The 20,664-nt window shown below is 36.7% G+C and carries 13 protein-coding genes; 6 read left to right on the top strand and 7 right to left on the bottom strand.

Features of this window, described 5'->3' with window-relative positions; translation table 11 throughout:
• The first annotated feature begins 88 nt into the window (after positions 1 to 88).
• From CM19_RS07330 to CM19_RS07345, 4 genes are all read left to right on the top strand, one after another.
• Positions 89 to 1,960, top strand: a complete 1,872-nt coding sequence (locus CM19_RS07330; protein ID WP_048099799.1) for a 2-oxoacid:ferredoxin oxidoreductase subunit alpha — start codon at positions 89 to 91, stop codon at positions 1,958 to 1,960.
• On the top strand, positions 1,947 to 2,858 hold the full coding sequence (locus CM19_RS07335) for a 2-oxoacid:ferredoxin oxidoreductase subunit beta (RefSeq protein WP_048099800.1): 912 nt from the start codon (positions 1,947 to 1,949) through the stop codon (positions 2,856 to 2,858). The genes CM19_RS07330 and CM19_RS07335 overlap by 14 nt, the downstream gene beginning before the upstream one ends.
• A 167-nt stretch (positions 2,859 to 3,025) precedes the next feature.
• Positions 3,026 to 7,081: an S-layer protein SlaA gene (gene slaA / locus CM19_RS07340; protein WP_048099801.1), complete on the top strand. Its 4,056-nt coding sequence runs from the start codon at positions 3,026 to 3,028 to the stop codon at positions 7,079 to 7,081.
• 45 nt (positions 7,082 to 7,126) lie between these two features.
• On the top strand, positions 7,127 to 8,542 hold the full coding sequence (locus tag CM19_RS07345; RefSeq protein WP_048099802.1) for a hypothetical protein: 1,416 nt from the start codon (positions 7,127 to 7,129) through the stop codon (positions 8,540 to 8,542).
• 1,213 nt (positions 8,543 to 9,755) lie between these two features.
• On the opposite strand, the gene CM19_RS07350 is transcribed toward CM19_RS07345, so the two are convergent.
• Genes CM19_RS07350 through CM19_RS07370 form a run of 5 tightly spaced genes read right to left on the bottom strand, consistent with a single transcriptional unit; the run spans position 9,756 to position 14,590 of the window.
• Positions 9,756 to 10,262, bottom strand: a complete 507-nt coding sequence (locus CM19_RS07350) for a hypothetical protein (protein WP_048099803.1) — start codon at positions 10,260 to 10,262, stop codon at positions 9,756 to 9,758.
• Positions 10,240 to 11,163 carry an ABC transporter ATP-binding protein gene (locus tag CM19_RS07355; RefSeq protein WP_048099879.1) on the bottom strand — a complete coding sequence of 308 codons (924 nt, stop codon included), beginning with the start codon at positions 11,161 to 11,163 and terminating at the stop codon, positions 10,240 to 10,242. Before CM19_RS07355 ends, CM19_RS07350 begins: the two co-directional genes overlap by 23 nt.
• Positions 11,156 to 12,142, bottom strand: a complete 987-nt coding sequence (locus tag CM19_RS07360; RefSeq protein WP_048099804.1) for an ABC transporter ATP-binding protein — start codon at positions 12,140 to 12,142, stop codon at positions 11,156 to 11,158. The genes CM19_RS07355 and CM19_RS07360 overlap by 8 nt, the downstream gene beginning before the upstream one ends.
• On the bottom strand, positions 12,135 to 13,577 hold the full coding sequence (locus tag CM19_RS07365; protein ID WP_048099805.1) for an ABC transporter permease: 1,443 nt from the start codon (positions 13,575 to 13,577) through the stop codon (positions 12,135 to 12,137). The genes CM19_RS07360 and CM19_RS07365 overlap by 8 nt, the downstream gene beginning before the upstream one ends.
• A complete protein-coding gene (locus CM19_RS07370) occupies positions 13,574 to 14,590 on the bottom strand; it encodes an ABC transporter permease (RefSeq protein ID WP_048099806.1) in 1,017 nt (338 codons plus the stop codon). Before CM19_RS07370 ends, CM19_RS07365 begins: the two co-directional genes overlap by 4 nt.
• Before the next feature lie 120 nt (positions 14,591 to 14,710).
• Between CM19_RS07370 and CM19_RS07375 the strand changes: the two genes are divergently transcribed.
• Together CM19_RS07375 and CM19_RS07380 are read left to right on the top strand one after the other, a co-directional pair.
• On the top strand, positions 14,711 to 15,841 hold the full coding sequence (locus CM19_RS07375) for a hypothetical protein (RefSeq protein ID WP_048099807.1): 1,131 nt from the start codon (positions 14,711 to 14,713) through the stop codon (positions 15,839 to 15,841).
• A 101-nt stretch (positions 15,842 to 15,942) separates the two neighbouring features.
• Entirely contained in the window at positions 15,943 to 18,282 is a 2,340-nt protein-coding gene (locus CM19_RS07380; RefSeq protein WP_048099808.1) for an ABC transporter substrate-binding protein, read from the top strand.
• Between the two features lie 443 nt (positions 18,283 to 18,725).
• Here CM19_RS07380 and CM19_RS07385 read toward each other — a convergent pair whose 3' ends face one another.
• The gene (locus CM19_RS07385) at positions 18,726 to 20,069 is read right to left on the bottom strand and encodes an ATPase AAA (RefSeq protein ID WP_048099809.1); all 1,344 of its coding nucleotides are present in this window, start codon (positions 20,067 to 20,069) and stop codon (positions 18,726 to 18,728) included.
• Positions 20,066 to 20,563 carry a hypothetical protein gene (locus tag CM19_RS07390; protein WP_048099810.1) on the bottom strand — a complete coding sequence of 166 codons (498 nt, stop codon included), beginning with the start codon at positions 20,561 to 20,563 and terminating at the stop codon, positions 20,066 to 20,068. The genes CM19_RS07385 and CM19_RS07390 overlap by 4 nt, the downstream gene beginning before the upstream one ends.
• Positions 20,564 to 20,664 lie beyond the last annotated feature (101 nt).

Raw genomic sequence — 20,664 nt, forward strand, 5'->3', positions numbered from 1 at the left:
CCCCATGGTAAGATTTAACGCGGTTAATATAAGAAAAGAATAGTATTTAATCTCATAGTTTATTACTTATTGGATCAATATAATTCCTATGAGATATTCGTGGATGATAGGAGGAGCCCAAGGTCTTGGAGTTGACACATCTGCAGTAATTTTCGGTAACTCTATATCAAAGGCAGGGTACTATATTTTTGGGAATAGAGAATACTACTCTAACATAAAGGGAAGGCATAGTTACTTCCAGGTTGTATTTAGCGAGAAACCAGTTCATAGCATTTCGTCAAAAGTAGACGTGCTAGCTACATTTGACGCAGAAACCATTTTTCAACACTTCACTGAAGTTAAGGATGTCATGATATATGATGATTCATTAAAGAACGTTACTGTTGATATGGTAAGATCAATTGAACCGGAGATTGCGGAAGGAGTTAAAGAGGAACTAAAAAAGAATGCATTCGGTTTCAGCGTAGGTGATGTAGTTAAATATGTAGAGAGCAAGGGAGTGAAAACAATTCCTGTGGACTACTCTTCAATTCTTAAGAAAGTTGCAGATACTTATCATATTCCATTGTCTGTGGTGGAGAGAGCTAAGAACATAGTTGTAGTTGCAATATCTCTTTCTCTGTTCGGTATTAAAGAGGAACATTTGAGGAATGCGATTGCCTCTGAGTTCAAAAACGATCTCTTTGTAAAGTTTAACACCACGGCGGCCGAAATAGGCTACTCCTTGGTTCAAGCAAAGTATAATTTACCTGAACTAAACGTAGGTGAACCTAGAATACAAGTTGATGGTAACACAATTTCAGCTATAGGAAAGCTTTCCGCAGGACTTAGATTTCAGTCCTATTATCCTATCACTCCAGCGTCAGATGAAAGTACATACATAGAGGCTAACCAGAACTTAGACTTGATTGTTAATGGAGAGAGAAGAAAGGGAGGAGCTGTAGTAGTACAGGCTGAGGATGAGCTAGCTGCTATAAATATGGCGGTAGGATCTGCGTTGACTGGAACTAGATCTGCAACTGCAACGTCTGGGCCCGGTTTTTCCCTGATGGCTGAGGGAATCAGTTGGGCAGGAATGAATGAGGTACCCGTTGTTATAACGTATTATATGAGGGGGGCACCTTCAACTGGTTTGCCTACAAGGTCTGGACAAGGCGACTTAAAGTTTGCGCTTAATGTGGGTCATGGTGAATTTCCCAGGATAGTGATCGCATCAGGAGACCATAAGGAAATATATTGGGATGCGATTTGGGCATTTAACCTGGCTGAGAAATATCAGACGCCTGTAATTCACGTAATAGAGAAGACGTTGGCCAACGCTTATTCGTCCTTTGACGAGAAGGAATTAGATGGGAACGTAGAAGTGGAAAGAGGCAAAATAGTTAAACCTGAAGGAGGTTACTTTAACAGGTTTGAATTCAGCGAAGATGGAATTTCCCCTAGAGCATTTCTCGGAGACGCTGGGATCTTTCATGCAGGGGATGAACATAACGAAGAAGGTCATATAACTGAGGGGACGAAGAACAGAATATTAATGTATGAAAAAAGGATGAAAAAATTATATACAGCCGATAGGGAAATTCCTGAGGTTCAGCGGGTTAACGTCGTAGGTGATGGACAAGTTGTTCTTCTAACATGGGGTTCTCCTAAAGGTTCAATATTAGATGCTATGCCTTTGCTTCAAAACGAAGGAGTAAAAGTGCAAATGGTTCAAGTAAGAATGTTCAATCCATATCCTTCAGATCTTATGAAAAAATTACTTTCTGGGAAAAAAGTAATCGCCATTGAAAATAACTACTGTGCTCAAGGTGCTCAGGTCCTTTCGGAGAGGACAGGCATATTTCCAGACTCCTTTATTCTAAAGTGGACAGGTAGATCTATAACAATGGAAGAGATTATAGAAGGGGTTAAGAAAGTTATGCAAGGAGAAAAGAGGGTGGTTCTAAGTGACGGCGCGTAAACCCGTATTTGTGGACTGGTGTCCTGGTTGCGGAGATTACGGGATATTGAGGGCTGAGGAGGAAGCGATAAAAGAGCTAGGAATACAACACGAGAAAGTTACTATAGTTTCAGGTATAGGGTGTTCAGGGAAGATCCCCCATTTTATTGATTTACCGATATCTGGAGTTCACACACTTCATGGGAGATCATTAGCGTTTGCTACTGGGATAAAGTTGTCAAATCCCTCATTAGAGGTCATTGTTAACGTTGGTGATGGCGATAGTCTAGGTATAGGCATGGGTCACTTCGTAAATGCAGGGAGGAGGAACATTGATATGACGGTAATAATTCACGATAACGGCGTTTATGGCTTAACTAAGGGTCAAGCGTCTCCAACTCTGCATAGAGGAGAAAAGACGAAGTCGTTACCAAAACCTAACATAAATGATGCAGTTAATCCGTTGAACGTCGCCTTATCTTCCGGATATACTTTCATATCAAGGGGGTATGCGTATGACATTTCTTACTTAAAGGAATTAATAAAAGCCGGGATAAAACATAAGGGATTAGCTTTAATAGATATACTGCAACCGTGTCCTACCTACAACGACATAAACACCAAGGAATGGTATGATAAGAGGATTTACAAGCTGGAGACAATTGGGTGGGATCCATTAGTTAGATCAGAGAATGAAAGGGAAGAAAAAATGCAAAAAGCTATGATAAAGGCGATGGAATGGGGAGAGAAAATACCTGTAGGTATATTTTATGAAGATGAAAGTGTTCCAACATATGAGGATAGGTTAGTTCAAAACATACCAAACTACATTGACTATTACCCAGCAAAGCAGGACATCCAAGTGAATGGTAAAAGCGCAACCGACATTAAAGAATTAATAAAGGCTAAGAGAGTATGATTAAAAAGCCTTTTTCTCCGAAATACTCCCCTGACTTTGCGTTCTGAATTAGAGTTACTTCTTTTTAATTTAATTTCTGATTTTTCTATAGCTTAATTGGTTGTATACAGTTGTAGACAACTTATTTTTATATGGTCATTGATTACTCTTTCTTCAGTGAAAAGTAAATGGGTTCAAAGCCAAACTGGTTAAGGTATACATCCATTTTAGCTCTAGTTCTATTCTTAGCAGAAGTAGTACCTTTTATTCCAACTGCTCAAGTGGTAACTCAAAGCAGCAATAACATAACAATAGCTGCGAACGTTAATGAACTTGGACCAGGTCAGGTTGTTGTAGTAGCTATAAACGATCCATCCGAGCCTAACGATATAGGATTCATAGTACAGAACCTACGCGTATATGTAGGGACTACGTTAATTCCTGTCACCAATCAAACAGTATATGTCTTAGAGAAGGGCACAATTTACTACTTGTTCTTAACAGCTACACCTAACGTGAGTTATTCTACAATGAGTGCTAATAAGGTCGGGCTTGCTAATAGTATGTTTGTATATTCAGGATACAATAGTAACATGAAAGCCCAAGTTAATATGACTCTTAATCTAAATCTAACGTATAGCTCAACTTATATGACCTATCAATATCATCTACCTTCATCACTTAAAGGCTTGATATATAACAATGCAAGCAAGACAGTTTCAACAGTGAACACTCTGAACCTATGGCCAGATACTAACAGCACTTCAGCATCGGAAATAACAGTTAGCTTTACACAACCTGGAGTTACAACAGTACAAGTTCAACTACAGAATCTAGAGGATCAAGATAACTCATATTGTCCAACTTTAGTCTTAGCTCCAACCGCACAATCATTCCTTAGTCAAGTAGGTTTCCTACCATTTAATTCCTCTATCCCAGTAATGTATGAGGACGATTATCTACAAGCTGTTCCATTTAGCAATAATACGTTTGTGTATGTTAATAATGAAAAACCTGTATATGTTGCTCAAAATGTAACTTATCCTAGTATAGCTATAGGTCAAAACGTTAATACGACTATATTCGCTGATAATGTGTATCCTTCATCTATAACACAATTTGGTGTAGCTGTATATGATGGTAATTATACAATGTATACTACTACAGTAGTTACTAATAGTACGTATGGTACGTTAACTTCTGGACAAGTGACACCGGCATATGTTAACGGTGCATCATATTACAGAGACACAGTTAAGGACCATGTTCCAGGACTTAACACTCCTGTTCAAATGACCTTTACTGATTTTGTAGGATTCTCAAATGATATCTCATCAACTATTAGCTTCTCCCCTATCACGGTGAAGTCTTTCTCGTTCTCAGTAAGTTCACCCGGCACTCTAACGGTATATGCGCCAGATAATGTAACTAATATGTCTGAGACAATAAGCTTACCAGCAACTGCAGTTTTACAGTATGTATCTAATGGTAGTACAATTAACGCAACAACAATAATACTTTCAGAGGAGGCTCCAGGTAGCCCATATTTCACATTAACTTTCACTATTAGTTATGGAAAATATGGTTCTGTATCATCTAGTGGTGCCGTTACTGTTACACCAAGCGAATATTCAAAAACTAGACTAGTAATAAATGCAACAAATGATATAGGGGCATCTTATTATGTATTAGGCTATAAGCACAATGTAAACAGCAGTGGGATAGGGAGTATAACAGTTTATACACCTACCTTATCTATATTTAGTCCAACTACGCAATATGTTACGAATACTACTAGGACATTAACATTTGTGTTTAATGAGCCTAATTTGAAGTTTGGTGTACCAACAACTCTAAAGGTGAGTAATGAAGATTTAGTATATAATGGAACAACAGTAGCCACGGCTAAGATATCAATATTATATCCAAATGGTACAACCAAATCATATAATCTTACTCATTTTGGAATAACTACGTTAACATCACCTAGAGGTAATGGGACTTTCTTCATAACCATAGTGAGATCTGAACTTCCAACATCTTTACCTGCTGGAACACAATTAACACTACAGATTGACGATAAAATAGTCATACAAACGTTAACTGCATCCTACATATTCCAAGTTATAGTTCCCACAGTTCTGTTACAAGGACCAACAACTGGATATTCCTCTAGTATTGTAGTATACTTGCCAAATCTAGAAGGATCTGGGTATACACATACTGTGAATGTTTTAGTTGAAGACAACGCATATGCACAGACAAATCCAAAAGCTGTACTAATTGCAAGAGTTACTATATATCTAGATAATTCCTCACTTAGGTTAATACCTGATCAAAGCTACCCTATTACGGTTACTGAGACAGCAGCAGATTCAGGAAACTTCACTGGATCCTTTACATATTATGTAAATTCCACTGGATACTTATACATAAATAACATGTCAACAGGGCTAAAAGCTAGTAAAATAATAGGAGGAGCATTTAACGTATCATATACATCTTCTGCTACATCTCAAACTGCTACTGGAATGGCATCAGTAACAACAGCTGGTATAACATTAGCTACAAACGTTAGCACTTCTGAATCTGGAAAAGCAATAAACGTTAGTGTTGTTGCTCCTGGTTTAGTGAAATCTCATACCTCATCTATTGAGTTTCCTTTAGAAGTGCAAGCTCTGTTGTGGAACGGATATAGCTCAACATTAGTTCCAGTTCATGAAACTATGTACGTAAAAGAGATATCCAAAGGAAATGAGACATTCATGGGTATTCTATACTTAGGAAATCAGAGTATAGCCAACTCTACATCCTTAGCAATAAACAATTTAGCTGGAAATGGATACACAGTAGCTCCAAGTACTACAGTTTACGTCAACTTTACAAATGAGATAAGCAGGTTCTCTACTACAACTAGTCTAGTTCCATCTTACCATCAGGTGGCGGTGTCGGTAGTTGATACAGTTAGCGGGTTCAACCTAGGAATATATAATGTAAAGATTATAACTCCGTCTCCTGCAGCCTTCGATTCCAATATTGTTATAAATATATCATCTCCGCTGTTCTCTCTGTTTAAACATCCAATCCCAGGAAACTTCAGCTTAACCTCAATGTATGAATCAGTTGTTGGAGCTCCATTATCTACAATAGAGGCAAAAGTATCTGGTCAAGTATTAACTGAATCTGATATAATGAGTATAGCCTCAAGCCATACAGCCTACTTCAATACAAGTCCAGTTCCATACTATCTTATATATGTAAAAATGACATCATGGAACGGAGTTCCTAACAGTTTCATGTCTGGTGCTTTGAATGTTAACTTTACTGATCAAGTCTATCTAAGCGGTAATATGTATAGCTTCACGCAGATAACTGTACCTAATAGGTTTGGAATAGAGCAAGTTGTTGCAGGATACACTACATTAACAATAGCGTCAAATATTCAGTCCTTGCAAATAGGAGTAGTATCTCCTATTGTGTCAATCTACTATAACGGTGTTAACATAACTGCAAATCCATCATTGGCTTTATCCTTCCCCAATACATCAACTGGAATATTAGCAAACATTACAGTATATTCTCCATCATCTGCTACGAAATATTCATCAATTAACGTTACTGTTACTAATCCTGCTACTGGAGTAAAGACATACGTAACTCTACCTGAAAAAGGATTAACAGGATACTATGAAGGTAATCTAAGGATAGTATCTACATCATATTATAGCTTATATGCAGGACAGCCTGGAGTTATATCTGTGGCTCCCGGTAAAGTAAATAATATCTCTGTAATCTCCACCATAAATATAGGAAAGGCATATATTAAAGGAGTTAAGACTTTAGTAGATGTATCTGGATCCAATTACTTCTTCGTTGGTAAAATAATATTGAAACCTGAGGTAACTGCGTTAACAGTGATAAATGTATCTACTGGAAAGCCAGTGTCTTTATCCAATTTAATGACAGGGAAGACATATGAGTTGCTCTTTAACATGACGAATGTTGGTACTGTAACGAGTACAGTCTATGCAGTGGTAGAGGTAACTGTAAATACATCAGTTGTATTGCCACCAGAAGTATTCGTGGAGAGCATAGCACCCGGAACGACAGTAACTTTCGGACCAGAGTGGACTCCGACTATGGCCGGTAGCTATAATGTTACTATATTACTATTCAGCAATCCGTCATTAACTGTTCCATACGTTCCAGGTAAGTATGTCTATGCAGCAACAGTTTCAAGTTAATCAAAAACTTTTTTTATCTATTTTACTTGTAAAAGGTGAATTGTCATGAAGTTTATAAAATATTCCTTTCCAATACTCTTCCTAATAATGACAATGTTGGTTACATCAGTGATGGCATCTACAACTGTTATTACTGTAACAACAGCAGCAGTATATCATCCAGGGCAAACTGTAGTTGTTGAGGGTACTGCTCCACCCAATGTTGAAGTTGGAATCAGTGTTTTTAATCCAAATGATGTGTTAGTCTATAGTACTGTGGTAAACAGCACATCTTCGGGTACATATCAGGCAGTTCTCTTTACGTTTCCATCAGCTGCATCGTCTGAGTATCCATATGGTACGTATACAGTGAAAGTAGGAACAAGTACTGGCTTTACTAACTCTACTACATTCGAATTTGAGCCTCTTCAATCATTAATAACTGTTGAAGTATTTAATCCTTCTAACGTTGCTGTTCAAGGAGCAAATGTTTATGTAAATAGTACGTTAGTTGGAACGACTAATAGTTCAGGTGAACTATCGTTCTATGAGCCTAGTGGTACTTACGATATAATGGTAGTTCCTCCATCTCCGTATGTACCTGAGTCTAAAGTAGTTACAGTTGTAGCTCCTACACCAGTGACGGAAAAGTTTGTGGTACAACAAGAGCAGTTAACTATGGCTATAACTAAGGTGTTAGCATATAATTCATCAGATTATATGATTGTAGATTTAACTAATGTTAATATTCAAACAACGCCAATATATGTAGTGGGTAACTCAACACTGTGGATTTATGTAAATACGTTCTTTGAAGGGAAGCCCGTCACGAACGCTACTGTTTCCTTATTAGTCGATGGAATGACTTACTCAGGAGTATATAACACATCAGTTGGTGCTTACGTTATAAAAGTTCCGATACCAAATGTTCCCTTAGAGGAATCATACCAGATTGAAGCTATGTATAGCGGATATACGTCAAATGAAACTGGAACCTTAATAATGCAGTATAATCAGGCCTATATTATAGGGTCAATAGAGGCGAAGGTTAGTGAATTACAGAAAGAAGTAGCTTATATGACATCTCAAATAACTCTATTAAGATCAGAGTTAGTTGGTAACATTTCTCAATTAAACTCCAACATTACTTTGTTGAGAGATGAATTAAGTGGAAATGTTAGCGAATTAAAATCTGAGATAAGTTCCTTAGAATCAAATCTATCATTAGTTGAAAGCGAATTGCATGGTAATGTGACAGCCTTAAATTCTAAGATTACTTCCTTAGAGTCTACTATATCAACTCTGAATGCAACTATTAGTACGTTAAAAGGCGAAATAGGTAGTTTAACTATGAAGATAAATAATGTAAATACTAAGGTAAGTGGTCTTTCTACGTTAACATATGCTGGTCTTGGATTAGCAATAGTAGGCCTAATAATAGCAATAGTAGCTCTAGTTTTAGTATTTAGGAAAGTTAAGTAATTTTTTTTTTAAACATTCTTGTATTAACTTTTTTATATCAATAATCTTTTAGTATAAGAAAATGAGGTATAAAGTTATGAAAATGTATAATAAAATGTTTTATAGTGTTAGTGGTATTTATTTGACTTCCCTATCAGAAGAGTTTTCTCAGAGCGGTTTAAAGTTTGTTCTATATACTTCACCCTTATCTAATTAATGCTACTTGATGAGAAGCACTAATTCCGATCCTCTCGTCCATGTATCGACAAGTTGGGCGGTCTCACTCCAACTTATCCCTCTGGTTGGTCCCCCCAATTCCATTAGGATTCTGGATTATGGATATATTGAACGCACCAACTAAATCTTCGTTAAACAACTTGTTGAGAGTTGTGCACTTAAACAATTTTCTGTAGATTTATCTCTCTATCAAGTTTCTTATTTGCCTTTAAGCTAATGTGTGTACATCGGCAAATTGAGGAATGAACTGGTTCCGATTTTATAACATACTCTTTTGAGCTTGATGAGGCATAATGCTTCACCTACTTAACCGATACATGACAAGAGTTGTGGGAAATAGACGAATGAAAGAAAATAGATTTCAATATTCTAGTCTCAACAAATACCTGCATGTCATCAAACAAGTAGACGGCAAAGAGGTTGTTTATCCATAAATCTATCTAAGCCGTAGGGTTTCCCTTAGACGTTAGTGATTTCTCGTGCTACTTCATGAAACTGATAAGGATAAACAAAAGCTGTCATCCCTGATGACCAACCGTTTCCAGACGAAATAAGGAGGTTGTTCATTGGGGAGGGGAGTAAATCACTATAATAGATGCTGTTATGAGAGAAGTTGTTAAGTCCTTGTATAACAAGGGAGACTCATTTATTAGGTTGGTTATCCAGGGAACATAAGCCAAGAAAGTGTGGCTTCTTAGTTTCTAATGTATGGTCTTACAGGAGAATTATGGACAAAGAACATCGTTGTATATATTATTTCTAGCATCCCTTGTTCCACTCTATAGTATTTCTCCATTGTATTTTATCTTCAAGTCTTTAAATTGCCAAGTTGGATAGTTTGATCTCCTGGTTTTCCTCGTCTATCTTGTTGTATTGGTCTTTCCTTAACATGATTATTAACTTCCTCTTCATGTCTTTCCAATAACCCGGTGGACTAATTTTCTTGAAGAATGTGGTAGTCTACTCTCTTTCTTTAACAGGGAAAAGAACTACCTCTTTAATCCTTTAATACATAACCGTATTCTTTTATATACATTCCATCAATTACTTCTATCCATTCTGTAAAAGCATATATCCTTTTTTTATTCCTTTTCTCAACCTCTTTTATCAGGATAGCCTCTTCTATTGTAGAAAGAGGCCAAGAAAAAACTAATCCCAAGGCAGATGTGAGATTTATAGGAACAGGTAAGAGGAAAGCTAAAAATAAGGGTAAAAAAATGATAGTTGTAAAGAATATCAACCCATTTCTGGATTTTCTTATCTGAATACTCCTCTTAGGAGTGAATGATATTTTTCCTTCTGTTGATAGCTTATTTAAGTTTCTAATAAGTTCAGAATCTCTTATAAGTAGAAGGAGTAAACTAGAGCCAATCAAAACTGGAAAGTAAGAATAATACTGCACCAGAGAACCTAGGATTGTCCCCGTTATGAATATCGCGATGGAGAAGTAAAAAGAAAAATTGATTTTGACTGCTCTCTCCTCAGTATAGATGGCATGAGACATAGTGACCTGGTTCTACTTCTGTCATTTTAGGTTCATTATCTAAACATACATTTTTTCTAAATGGACATCTTGGGTAGAGAGGACATCCTTTAGGTGGAACTGGTTCATTTGTCTCAACTAATTTTATCTCTGTTTCGTGGTTTGGCTCAGGAATAGGAATTGCCGATATTAATGCCTGAGTATATGGGTGTAAAGGTTTTTCAATTATCTGTTGCGTAGTACCATACTCTACTACATGCCCTAAATACATGATATATATCTTGTCTACAACGTAAGCTAAAGTCGAGATGTCGTGGCTAATGATCAAGCTACTAGTGCCTTTTTCCTTCATATCCTGAAAAATTTGCAATATTCCTGATCTTATTGATACATCTAACATGGAAACTGGTTCATCGGCAACTATGAACTTAGGATTCAGTACAATCGATCTAGCTATTGCTACTCTTTGGAGCTGACCGCCAGAAAGTTGAGTAGGAAAAGCGTTAGAGTATGCCTCAGGAGGATTTAGGCCAACTGACTTTAGAGCAGAGTAAATTATTTCTCTTTGTTCTTGCTTTGAGAAACCTTGTACCGTAAGTCCCTCGGAAATTACGTCATATATTCTCATTCTAATGTCTATTGAGTCAAAGGGATCTTGATATATTATCTGATTTTCCCTTCTAAAATTTTTAAGGTCTTTCCCCTTAATTTTAAACACGTTTTTTCCATTCCACAACACTTTCCCTTCCTTTGGTTTAACAAGGGCTAGTAAGGATTTCCCTAAAGTAGTTTTTCCACTACCTGATTCTCCAGCTAAACCTATACTCTCTCCATCTCCTATTGTGATATTTGCCTCTTTTACTGCGTTTATCTTCCTATCTCCTGACTTAAATTCAACTGATATTTTCTCTGCCTCAATCATTTCTTTTCCCACCTCTAGCAAAGTAACAAGCTACTAGATGACCTTTGGAGACCTCTTCTAAGCCAGGTGAGGACTCTTTACATATTCCTCCTGCTAACGGACATCTAGGATTAAATATGCAACCTTTAGGGGGCGAAATAAGGTCTGGAAGTTCGCCTGGTATATAGTAAAGTTTTCTTTCCTTCCATTTCCTTATGTCCGGTATAGCCTTTAAGAACATCTGAGTATAGGGGTGCAGAGGATCCTTAAAAATATCCTCAGTAGTTCCTAACTCCACTAATTTACCACCGTATAGGATAGCTAAGTAGTTGCTAACGCCGGCAAGTAAAGAGAGGTCGTGAGTAACAAAAATCATTGAAAATCCCCTTTGTTTTTGAAGTTCCTTTATCAGCTTAACTATTTCAGCCTGAACTACTACGTCAAGTGCAGTAGTTGGTTCATCAGCTACAACTATCTCAGGGTCTAAAAGAAGGGCCGAGGCTATAACAATTCTTTGCTTTTGTCCTCCAGAAAGTTGATGAGGATATTTATTTAGCACATCGTCTGGTAAGTTTACCGCCTTAAGTGACTTGTAAATGATTTCCATAGCCTCCGCTCTACTAATGTCTTCATGAGCGTTTATTGTTTCGATCATCTGAGACTTGACTGTATAGACTGGATCAAGTATTGACATAGAGCCCTGGGGAATCCAAGAAATCTTTTTCCAACTGATCTCCTTTCTGAAAAAATTTAGGTTCATTTTAAGCAAATCCTCATTATTAAACATTATACTTCCTTCCTTAACAATGGCGTTTTTAGGCAACACTCTAAATATAGTGTTTACTATTGTTGACTTTCCACTACCAGATTCTCCTGCTAATCCTAGTACAGATCCCTTAGGCAGATTAAACGAAACTTTATCTACTGCCTTAAGATATCCCCTTTTCGTCGTGTAATATGTGCTGAGTGAAGAAATTTCTAGAGAATTCAGACTACTCACCTCTTACCTTATACGGGCTTAATACGTCCTGAAGAGTACTACCTATAAAGTATAGTGCAACGGATAGGAATATTATAGCAAAGCCTGGAGGAAGCACCCACCACCATACAAATCCGTTTGCTGGGGAAGTATAAGCGGAAGCGTAGCCTAGCATGTTTCCCCATGTGGGAAATTTTGTGATTCCTAATCCCAAAAAGTCAAGCCCTGATTCCGTTAATATAACTACGGGAACGTCATAAGCTATTTGGGCGAACACAACTCCTAGTATGTTAGGGAGAACGTGTTTTCTAATTATTCTAAATGGACCACTGCCCAAAGCTTTCGAAGCCTCAACAAAAGTTCTAGATCTTACAGAAAGAGTAACAGATCTAATTATTTTCATTGTCCCCATCCATGATAAACCCCCAATTATAGCAATGAGAAGAGGCACAATACCTATCTTTAATATAAGACCAGACACAACAAAAATTGTTTCCAAAGTTATAAGTAAAGGAAGACCTGGTATTGTAAGGAAAAAGTCTGTAAGGGCATTTAAGAATAAGTCTACCTTTCCTCCTACATAACCTGCAACAAGCCCAAAAATCAATCCAATTCCTACAATTATAAGAGTAGCTATAGCGGCAATCTCAAGATCGAACCTTGCACCTAAAACAAATTCAGCAAACACGCTGGCTCCATTATTATCTGTTCCAAGAATTCCGTATGCTCTTCCCACAGCTGAGAATTTAGGTTGATAAATGTAAACTTTTAATGGGCTGGTTCCTATATTCTCAATTGAGATAATAACGCTATATTTCCCTGGCTTAAAGATCAGTTGAGGTAATATAGCGCTAGCTATATATCGTTCATTTCCTGGCAGAGTACTTACATATGGGCTATTGGAAGAACTTAGGCTCTCACTACTAATAGTTATTGAATTAGTTTTTCCCATTGATAGAGGACATGTTGGATATGTATACAAAATCTGATCAGCCGATGGTACAAAGCTCTCTAAAAAATACGTTTTATTTTGTTGTTTTAATAAGACATTTATTTGAGCCGCTTGGCCATGAGGTATTGCGATAAACGATATAGAAAAAGAGTATGGATATTGATAATTCCAAGATAAAGGAAAAGAAAGGTTTTCATATTCACTAGGTTTCAGTTCAACCGTATATGCAGTTCCGTTAAATGATTCACTTCCATTCCCTAATATCAATGGCGATTTTAAATCCATGTTAGTGTTTGGCGGATACTTGCTGTACTGAGGAAAAATTCTAGCCCAAATAGGTATTGAATAAGGTGCAGCCAAGTGCTGCTCTGAGGTTATAGTATATGGATCCTTGTAAGGCGTTAAGTAGTTTGCAGCAGATGCTATAAATATGAAGAATAGAAGGATAACTAAGGAAATCAAAAAGGCCTTCCTGTGCAAAAGTTGATTTACTAACCTGTTCATTCATACTTCACCCTTGGGTCAATTAACGGGTAAATAAAATCCAATACTAGAAGAACAACTATTACATATAAGCTAAGAATGTAAAATGCGTCTCCTAATATCTGCACGTTAAAAGTTAAGGCTGATCTATATAATAATTCTCCCATTCCATAAAAGCCAAATATATCCTCTACGAATACTGATCCCGCTATTACAAAAGCGAAATCTATTCCCGTTCTAGTTATAGCAGGAATTATTGCATTTCTCATTACATGTTTATACACTACACTTCTTTCTGGAATCCCTTTAGCTCTCAGGTATGTTACATAAGAGCTACCCATGGACTCAACTCCATAAGATCTAGTTAAAGCCATCCTAACTCCATAAGCTAGTAAGGCTAAAATTATAATTGGTGCTATAGAGAACTTGATCAAACCTGCTATATATGCCCAGCCGTGAAGAGGAGCACCGCTAGGTGAGATTAATGCCTGGGCTATATTTGTAGGGAATAAACCAAGTTGGAAACCGAAAATCTGAAGAAAAATTATGAGAACCCAGAAACCAGGTATAAAGTAAGTTAAAATAGCAAAGAACGTGTTAATTGAGTCTGATAACCTTCCAAACCTTACAGCTGAAAAGAGACCTAATCCTATCGCAAAAACAGTACTCAGGATTAGGCTTGGAACAAGAATTATTAAATCTACAGGTAATGCCTGTAAAATTATCTTGGAAACTGGTTCATCATAAATTAGAGAATAGCCAAAGTGAAAGGTTAACATATTTTTAACGTAATCAATGTACTGCACAAAGATAGGTTGATTCAGTCCAAATTCTCTATCTATAGCCTCCACCTCAGTTGATCGACTTAACCCCTTATATGAAAGTGGAACGTAAAATTCTGCAGGATTTAAGTGAGCAACGTATATGGGGATGATGTAAATAATCAAAAAAAGGAAATTGATGATAACAATGAGAAGAATGATTCTCTCTATAATTCTCTTTACAAGATATCGCCATGGCACAGAAAATCTCATAATTTATCATTTTTACTTTCGGGCTAGAGAGTAAAAACTTTTCTCAGAATACATTATGTTAGCTTTCTAAACTTTAATGTACGGAACACATTTATTAGCTATTATAAATTTCAATCTTGTATGCATAAAAGGAGGATAATTTATATCTTAATTGGTTTACTGATTATTGCTGTAGGTTTATTTTCTTTCACTTATCTTGATTCTTTACCAAAATATTCTATAGAGTCAATAAACGGGATATCAAAAATTTATGCTGTCGACCCTCTAAATAATAATGAAGTTCTAGTCGGAGGAATTTACTTTAATTCGAGTTACGCTCATGGTATCATAGGAATATATTACCTAAATAACAATACTTTCATAAAAATTAATCTGGGAAATTATTTTAATAGTAGCGCCATTTATTCTCTCTCTTTTAACGGCTCAGCCATTCTTGCTGGTGGGGCGTCTTATATAGGAAATCAACTTCATACAACCCTTGTGATGATAAAAAATGGGAAAATATATAACTTAAGTCCGGATCTCTCTTCCTTTAATGCCTTGGGACAAGTTTTCTCCACTTTCTGGAACGGAAGATATTGGTTAGTTGGAGGAAACGGTTTTGTTCCGTTGGGCAATGGAAGAGGTGAGCTAGTACCGTTTTTAATAAAAATTTTTCCCAATGGTTCATACCACGAAATTGCACAATACTTACCACCAGACTTTAAAGTTTTACCGCAATCTACAGTCTACTCTATTTCTGGCAATTCAACGTTAACAGTTATTGCAGGATCAAATCCTGTTAATATGACTGTAGCAATATCTCAGGGCAACAGTAATTTTTCTGATGTGCGCTTTACCTATTCGCCTTTAGGTGTTCTACTCACCTCCTATGTAGGAAATAATTATGTACTTGTTGGGGGGGTGAACTTAACTGAACCTAATATTTCCTCAACTTTCCTAGGAGTTGTCAAAGGTAGTGTTGTTCAAGAAGTTCCGCTCAAGTACAAAGTTGGCGCTATAACATCCATTACATATAATAGCGGTAAATATTACATAGCAATAGCTGAAGTTCCTTTCCTAAACAGTACAGGACAGAGAATTCCAGGTTCAGTAATACTAGAGGGCCAAACTCCTTTCTCGTTAAAAACAGTTTTTAGTGAACCATATTATTCAGTTGAGAGTTTGACGTCAATCGGAGGTAAGGTTATAGCTGCAGGATATAAATATTCTGGATCAGGATTTGAAGGAATTTTAATTCTGATGGACTAGGTAATAAAATAATTTTAAAAAATTTTTATTAGATTCATATATGATTGAAAGTAGCTAAATGATGGGAAAAAATTTTTAAGGCTTTAAAACTCAAAAGCCATATGCAAAAAATTAAAAGTAAGCTATTCATTCTTCTTGTATCATCAATACTAATTTTGTCAATGACAATAGGAGAGGCAACAATAGCTGCTGGAGCTGTTTATATCACGAGTAATTTTAACACACCAATACTTAACTGGAATCAAGTAAGCTATTCATGCCCTTGGGTAGGAAACCTAGAGTTCCTCTATTCATATTCAAGCCACAGTAGTGAATATTCTGCTCTTTTGCAAGGAAAAGTTGATATGATACAAATGGATCACGCTTCTGAGATAGAACAAGCAATAACGAAATATAATAAAACAATTTATGTAGCGATCTCACCGCAAGAGAGTTTTGGTCAGCTAGTTTTTGCGTTTGGAAATAACTTAACTGCCAACGTTTACTTTAGATATGCAATCTCTAATTTAATCAATCTAACTTACGTAACCGATTACATTAATGATAACGGAATCCTTGGTAAGGATATACCGTATTATGTTGACCCACAAATAGCCGTATATAAGGCATGGTTTAATCCAGCGGTAGTAACTTACTATCAGAAATATGAGTCTTATAATCTAACTATGGCAGTTCAACACCTTATGATGGTTCCAGGAGTAACGCATACTTCAAGCGGTCAATGGTTATATAAAGGAAGTCCTCTAAAAATAACATTCTTATATCCAACTGACGATCTGCCAGGTCAAAAATTTGCGGAATATCTATCTTCGCAAGCAGCAGCTATTAACCTAACAATAGCTCCAGAAGCTGTATCCTTTGGCACATTAATAACTGATGCTACTACTCCTCCCTTTAACGACTTTAATATGACTACTTTTGGATGGATAAATCTAGGGCCTTGGGTCAACTCTTGGATGACTATATATACCGATCCGGCTGATGTTGCTGGGTTCTCTAACTCTACTATTGATACTCTAATAAACAATGCGCTGAACGCTGCTTCAGTTACCAGCGCTGAAAATTACATAAAACAGGCAGAATATGACCTCCAAGTAGAGGAGCCATACGTAATAAATGTATGGTCAAATGGAATTCAAGGGCTATACTTGCCTGGTTGGGCAAACTATGTGTACCTTAATTCCACTTCAGAATATCCGATAGTGTACGAAGATGTACATCCAACTGGAACTGCATTGCAGGGAACCTTCATATGGTCTTTTGTATCTGGAGATATGATGAGACATCTTAATCCTTACGCTAGCACATCAGTCTATGCGTTTAATGAGTTAGATGAACTATATCCGAGCCTTGCTATAACTAATGATTCAAATCAATATCAGCTACTTCCGTGGTTAGCAGAGAGTTGGAAAACTATTAGCTTACCTAATACTACTTTACCCAATGGAGATCACATAATAAATGGAACTGAACTTGTAGTAAACCTAGTCCACAATGCTACCTGGATAGATGGAGTACCGGTAACAGCCTATGACGTAAACTTCACTATATGGTGGTACGACTTAAATGGTATGATGGGAACCAATTCATTTGATGGACTTACAGTTAATTATACGTATTTAATTGACAACGGTTATTATAATTCTGACTTGCTAGATACTATTCCAGGTATTGTTTGGACAAATGTTACAAATCCATATCAGATAGAGATATTCCTGAACACAAGCTCTATAACGCAAATAGATCAAGCGTTAGATGAATATCCTGTAGTGCCTGCTCATGTGTTTGCAAAGTATAATCCTGCTACTGTATACGCAATGAAAGTGGCCCCGCTAATATCCTCAGCAGGATATATTTTCTCTTATTGGAGTACAACTAAGGAAGTTGCTCTATTAACTGCTAACTTACATTCCTTTAGAATTGATCCTCTATTAATATATCAAGGTAACTTCACCGCGGGCACTCCAGTTACATACGTTGCTAATTTTACTAGTTATACATGGGATAACTCTACTGTATCGCTTGTTCCACATCAGATCTCCAATGCGACTGTATACGTTTACCTAAAGTACTTAAACGTACCAGGAGAGAAGTATACAAATGTAACAGTAAATGGTAAACCGTTAGTGTTGACTGCAAAGAATATTGGAAATGGTCTATACAATGTGACAATTCCTACTAAGGACTTAGCAGGTGGACTATATGAAATAGTTGCCAAGGCAGTCTGGACAGTTAATGGTCAATCTAGAGAGGAATTTGATTATGCGTCTTTTGCAGTAAAGCCTGTTGTAGTAACTACAGTTCCACCAGTAACACATCCACCAACAACTACAGTTCCAGTAACTACTACACCTCCAATAAATGTCGGTTTAATAGCTGGAATAGTAATTGTGGTAATAGTAATAGTAGCTGTAGCTGTAGTTCTCTTGAGGAGAAGGTAACCTTTCGTTTTGTTTAATATATATAAACTTTTTTTATTTTGAAATGATGAACGCAAGAGAGTGAATTTAGATGTATAACGTTTTGGACAAAAAGCTTTTTTTCTTAGTTATTGAAGAGAAAGGCATCTCAAGGAGTTAAACTGTTGCTTACAGTCTTGAGAAAGTGCTACTAGATTTCTTTGAACCTTGATACTTCTAAAAAGATAAGGAAGAGAGAATCAAAGGTCTTTTTTACTTATGAACAAGAGGATCAACGATTGACCTTATGTATATGCCAGGGAGATCTTAACCTTGGTTGAGATCAACACTGCTCTTAATCTCTATGATAAGGCCTTAGAACTTTGCGTCAATCTATCCTCTGTAGGGAGTTCTCGACGCATACTCCTAAAATGCATAAAAACCTAAAGTCCATATCTATAAATGTGTGACTTTAACTTTTTATTTTAAGTCTGTACTTCAACTTCCTCAGTCCCTGAGAGGTTGAATTCTTTAAATATTGCCTTGGCTAATTCTTCTGACATTTCTCCATCTCCTTCAAGAATTCTTATTATCTCCATAGTTGGAACAACTATCTTTTTTATTCTTTTATCTAAATTGAGAGAATCGCTGTTAGTTATAACAAATCTTTGTCCAACTTGGAACTTTTTCCTTTCTAAATCGACTTCATTAACCTCTCCTAATAATTCCAAGTCCTTATCGACGTTTAACTCTCCATTAAACAATCTTACAACACCTAGGTAAGCTAATTCATTGCGGACTAACGCTATTCCGACAAGTGTTGTCCTGTCCTTTGCTTCAACTCTCTTACTTCTTGGATGTACATAGGTGATCCCAAGTTCCTTGGAAATTGACTGAAGTGTTTCCCTTAAAACCTTTTCTAGTTCTCTCGCTTGACTTTCAACGTCATTCAATGTAAATGAGGATTTTATTTTCATCTTTACGCAGTTTAAGTCTTCACATTCCTTCCCAGCTTTCTCAACTTCTCTTTTAACAAACTGCAAAACCGAGCTAACAGTATTGAGCTCTCTTCCTCTCCACATGCTTAAAACCAAGGGGTATATTTCCTCTGAGACTCCGTGGCAATACGCGTCCACTATTTCCTTTAAATCTTCCGGAGTTAGAGCGTTGTCTAATGATATTCTACTTTCGTCTAGCCTTCTCCTTATAGCTAAATCAGAAATTTTACTATATACGTCAGTAGGAATTGCCATTACAAGCGGTATCTCTAAACCAGCGTTGATCAACCTATGGATGGCAGGGATGTGGATTTCTCTGACTTCATCTATTAAAATTCCAACACTCCATAATTCCTTTATGTCAGACAGAAAGTGGATCATTCCTTCAAAATCCTGTTGATAATCAAGGCAATAAATTCTCATGTATTTATCATCAAACTTCCCGCACTGAGCGGAGATCCAAGCCTGTAACGGGACTCCTCTAATTTTCTTAAAAAACGAATATCCAAGGCGTTTAGCGTTTGCTTTTATGATAGGGAATACGTCCATCTTAGCCTTTTCCCTATCTATTTTGCTCCAGAATTCCTGTCCTATATCTTTCATGTTTGCCATGTCTAGGTAGATAAATCCTGCGTTCTCTTGCTCTAGCTTTCTAAGTATAGTTGTCTTACCCATGCCAGGTTGTCCAATAATTGATGCAACCTGATTTTGCTTAACTAGGTCAAGGGTTTTCTGGAGATATTTTTTGTAAGATGGACCTGCTAATACTACGTTTCTGGAACTCCACGTTGTTACAGTTACGTTAGGGATATTACAGATATCTTTTATCATTTCTCATCCCTCCTCTTTATAATACCGTAAAGAGATCCCCTTCTAACGTACCCTTCCTCCCCACCTGCTATTAGATCGTATCTCTCCTCAATATGTCTTCTAAACTTAGAGTAAAACTCCTCTTTAGTTAGCCCTACTTCTAACCTTATTTTCTCTAAGGGAGCATAACCCAGGCTATCCCTTATCCTTGCATAAGCATCATCAAATTCTCTCGTGCTTACTCTATCTGAAGAAAGAAATCTCTCTTCCAACTTCCTTACTCTATCCTGGAGGTCTTTTATTTCTTTACTATAAACTTCAAAATTTGGAGTATTTAATTTGTAGGCCTTTCCTCCTCCTAATTTTACAGCCTTTAATTTACCATTCTTTTCCATGGAGTCCAGTATAGGCTCTATGTCCTTTCTCTTTGCCTTAACTTTTTTTGCAATCTTCGTCAAAGAAATAGGTCTTTCGCTCTCATTAAGGATAGCAATTATATCCTTCTCATCAACCATGAACATAAGTTTGAGGTAGCTGACTTTAAACCGTTAAGACAGAGTAATACTCGTAACATTTCAACTCTCTTTTACCAAGTCTTAAATACTCAGCGAAGAAG

The sequence above is a fragment of the Candidatus Acidianus copahuensis genome (assembly GCF_000632495.1).
GTDB classification, from domain to species: domain Archaea; phylum Thermoproteota; class Thermoprotei_A; order Sulfolobales; family Sulfolobaceae; genus Acidianus; species Acidianus copahuensis.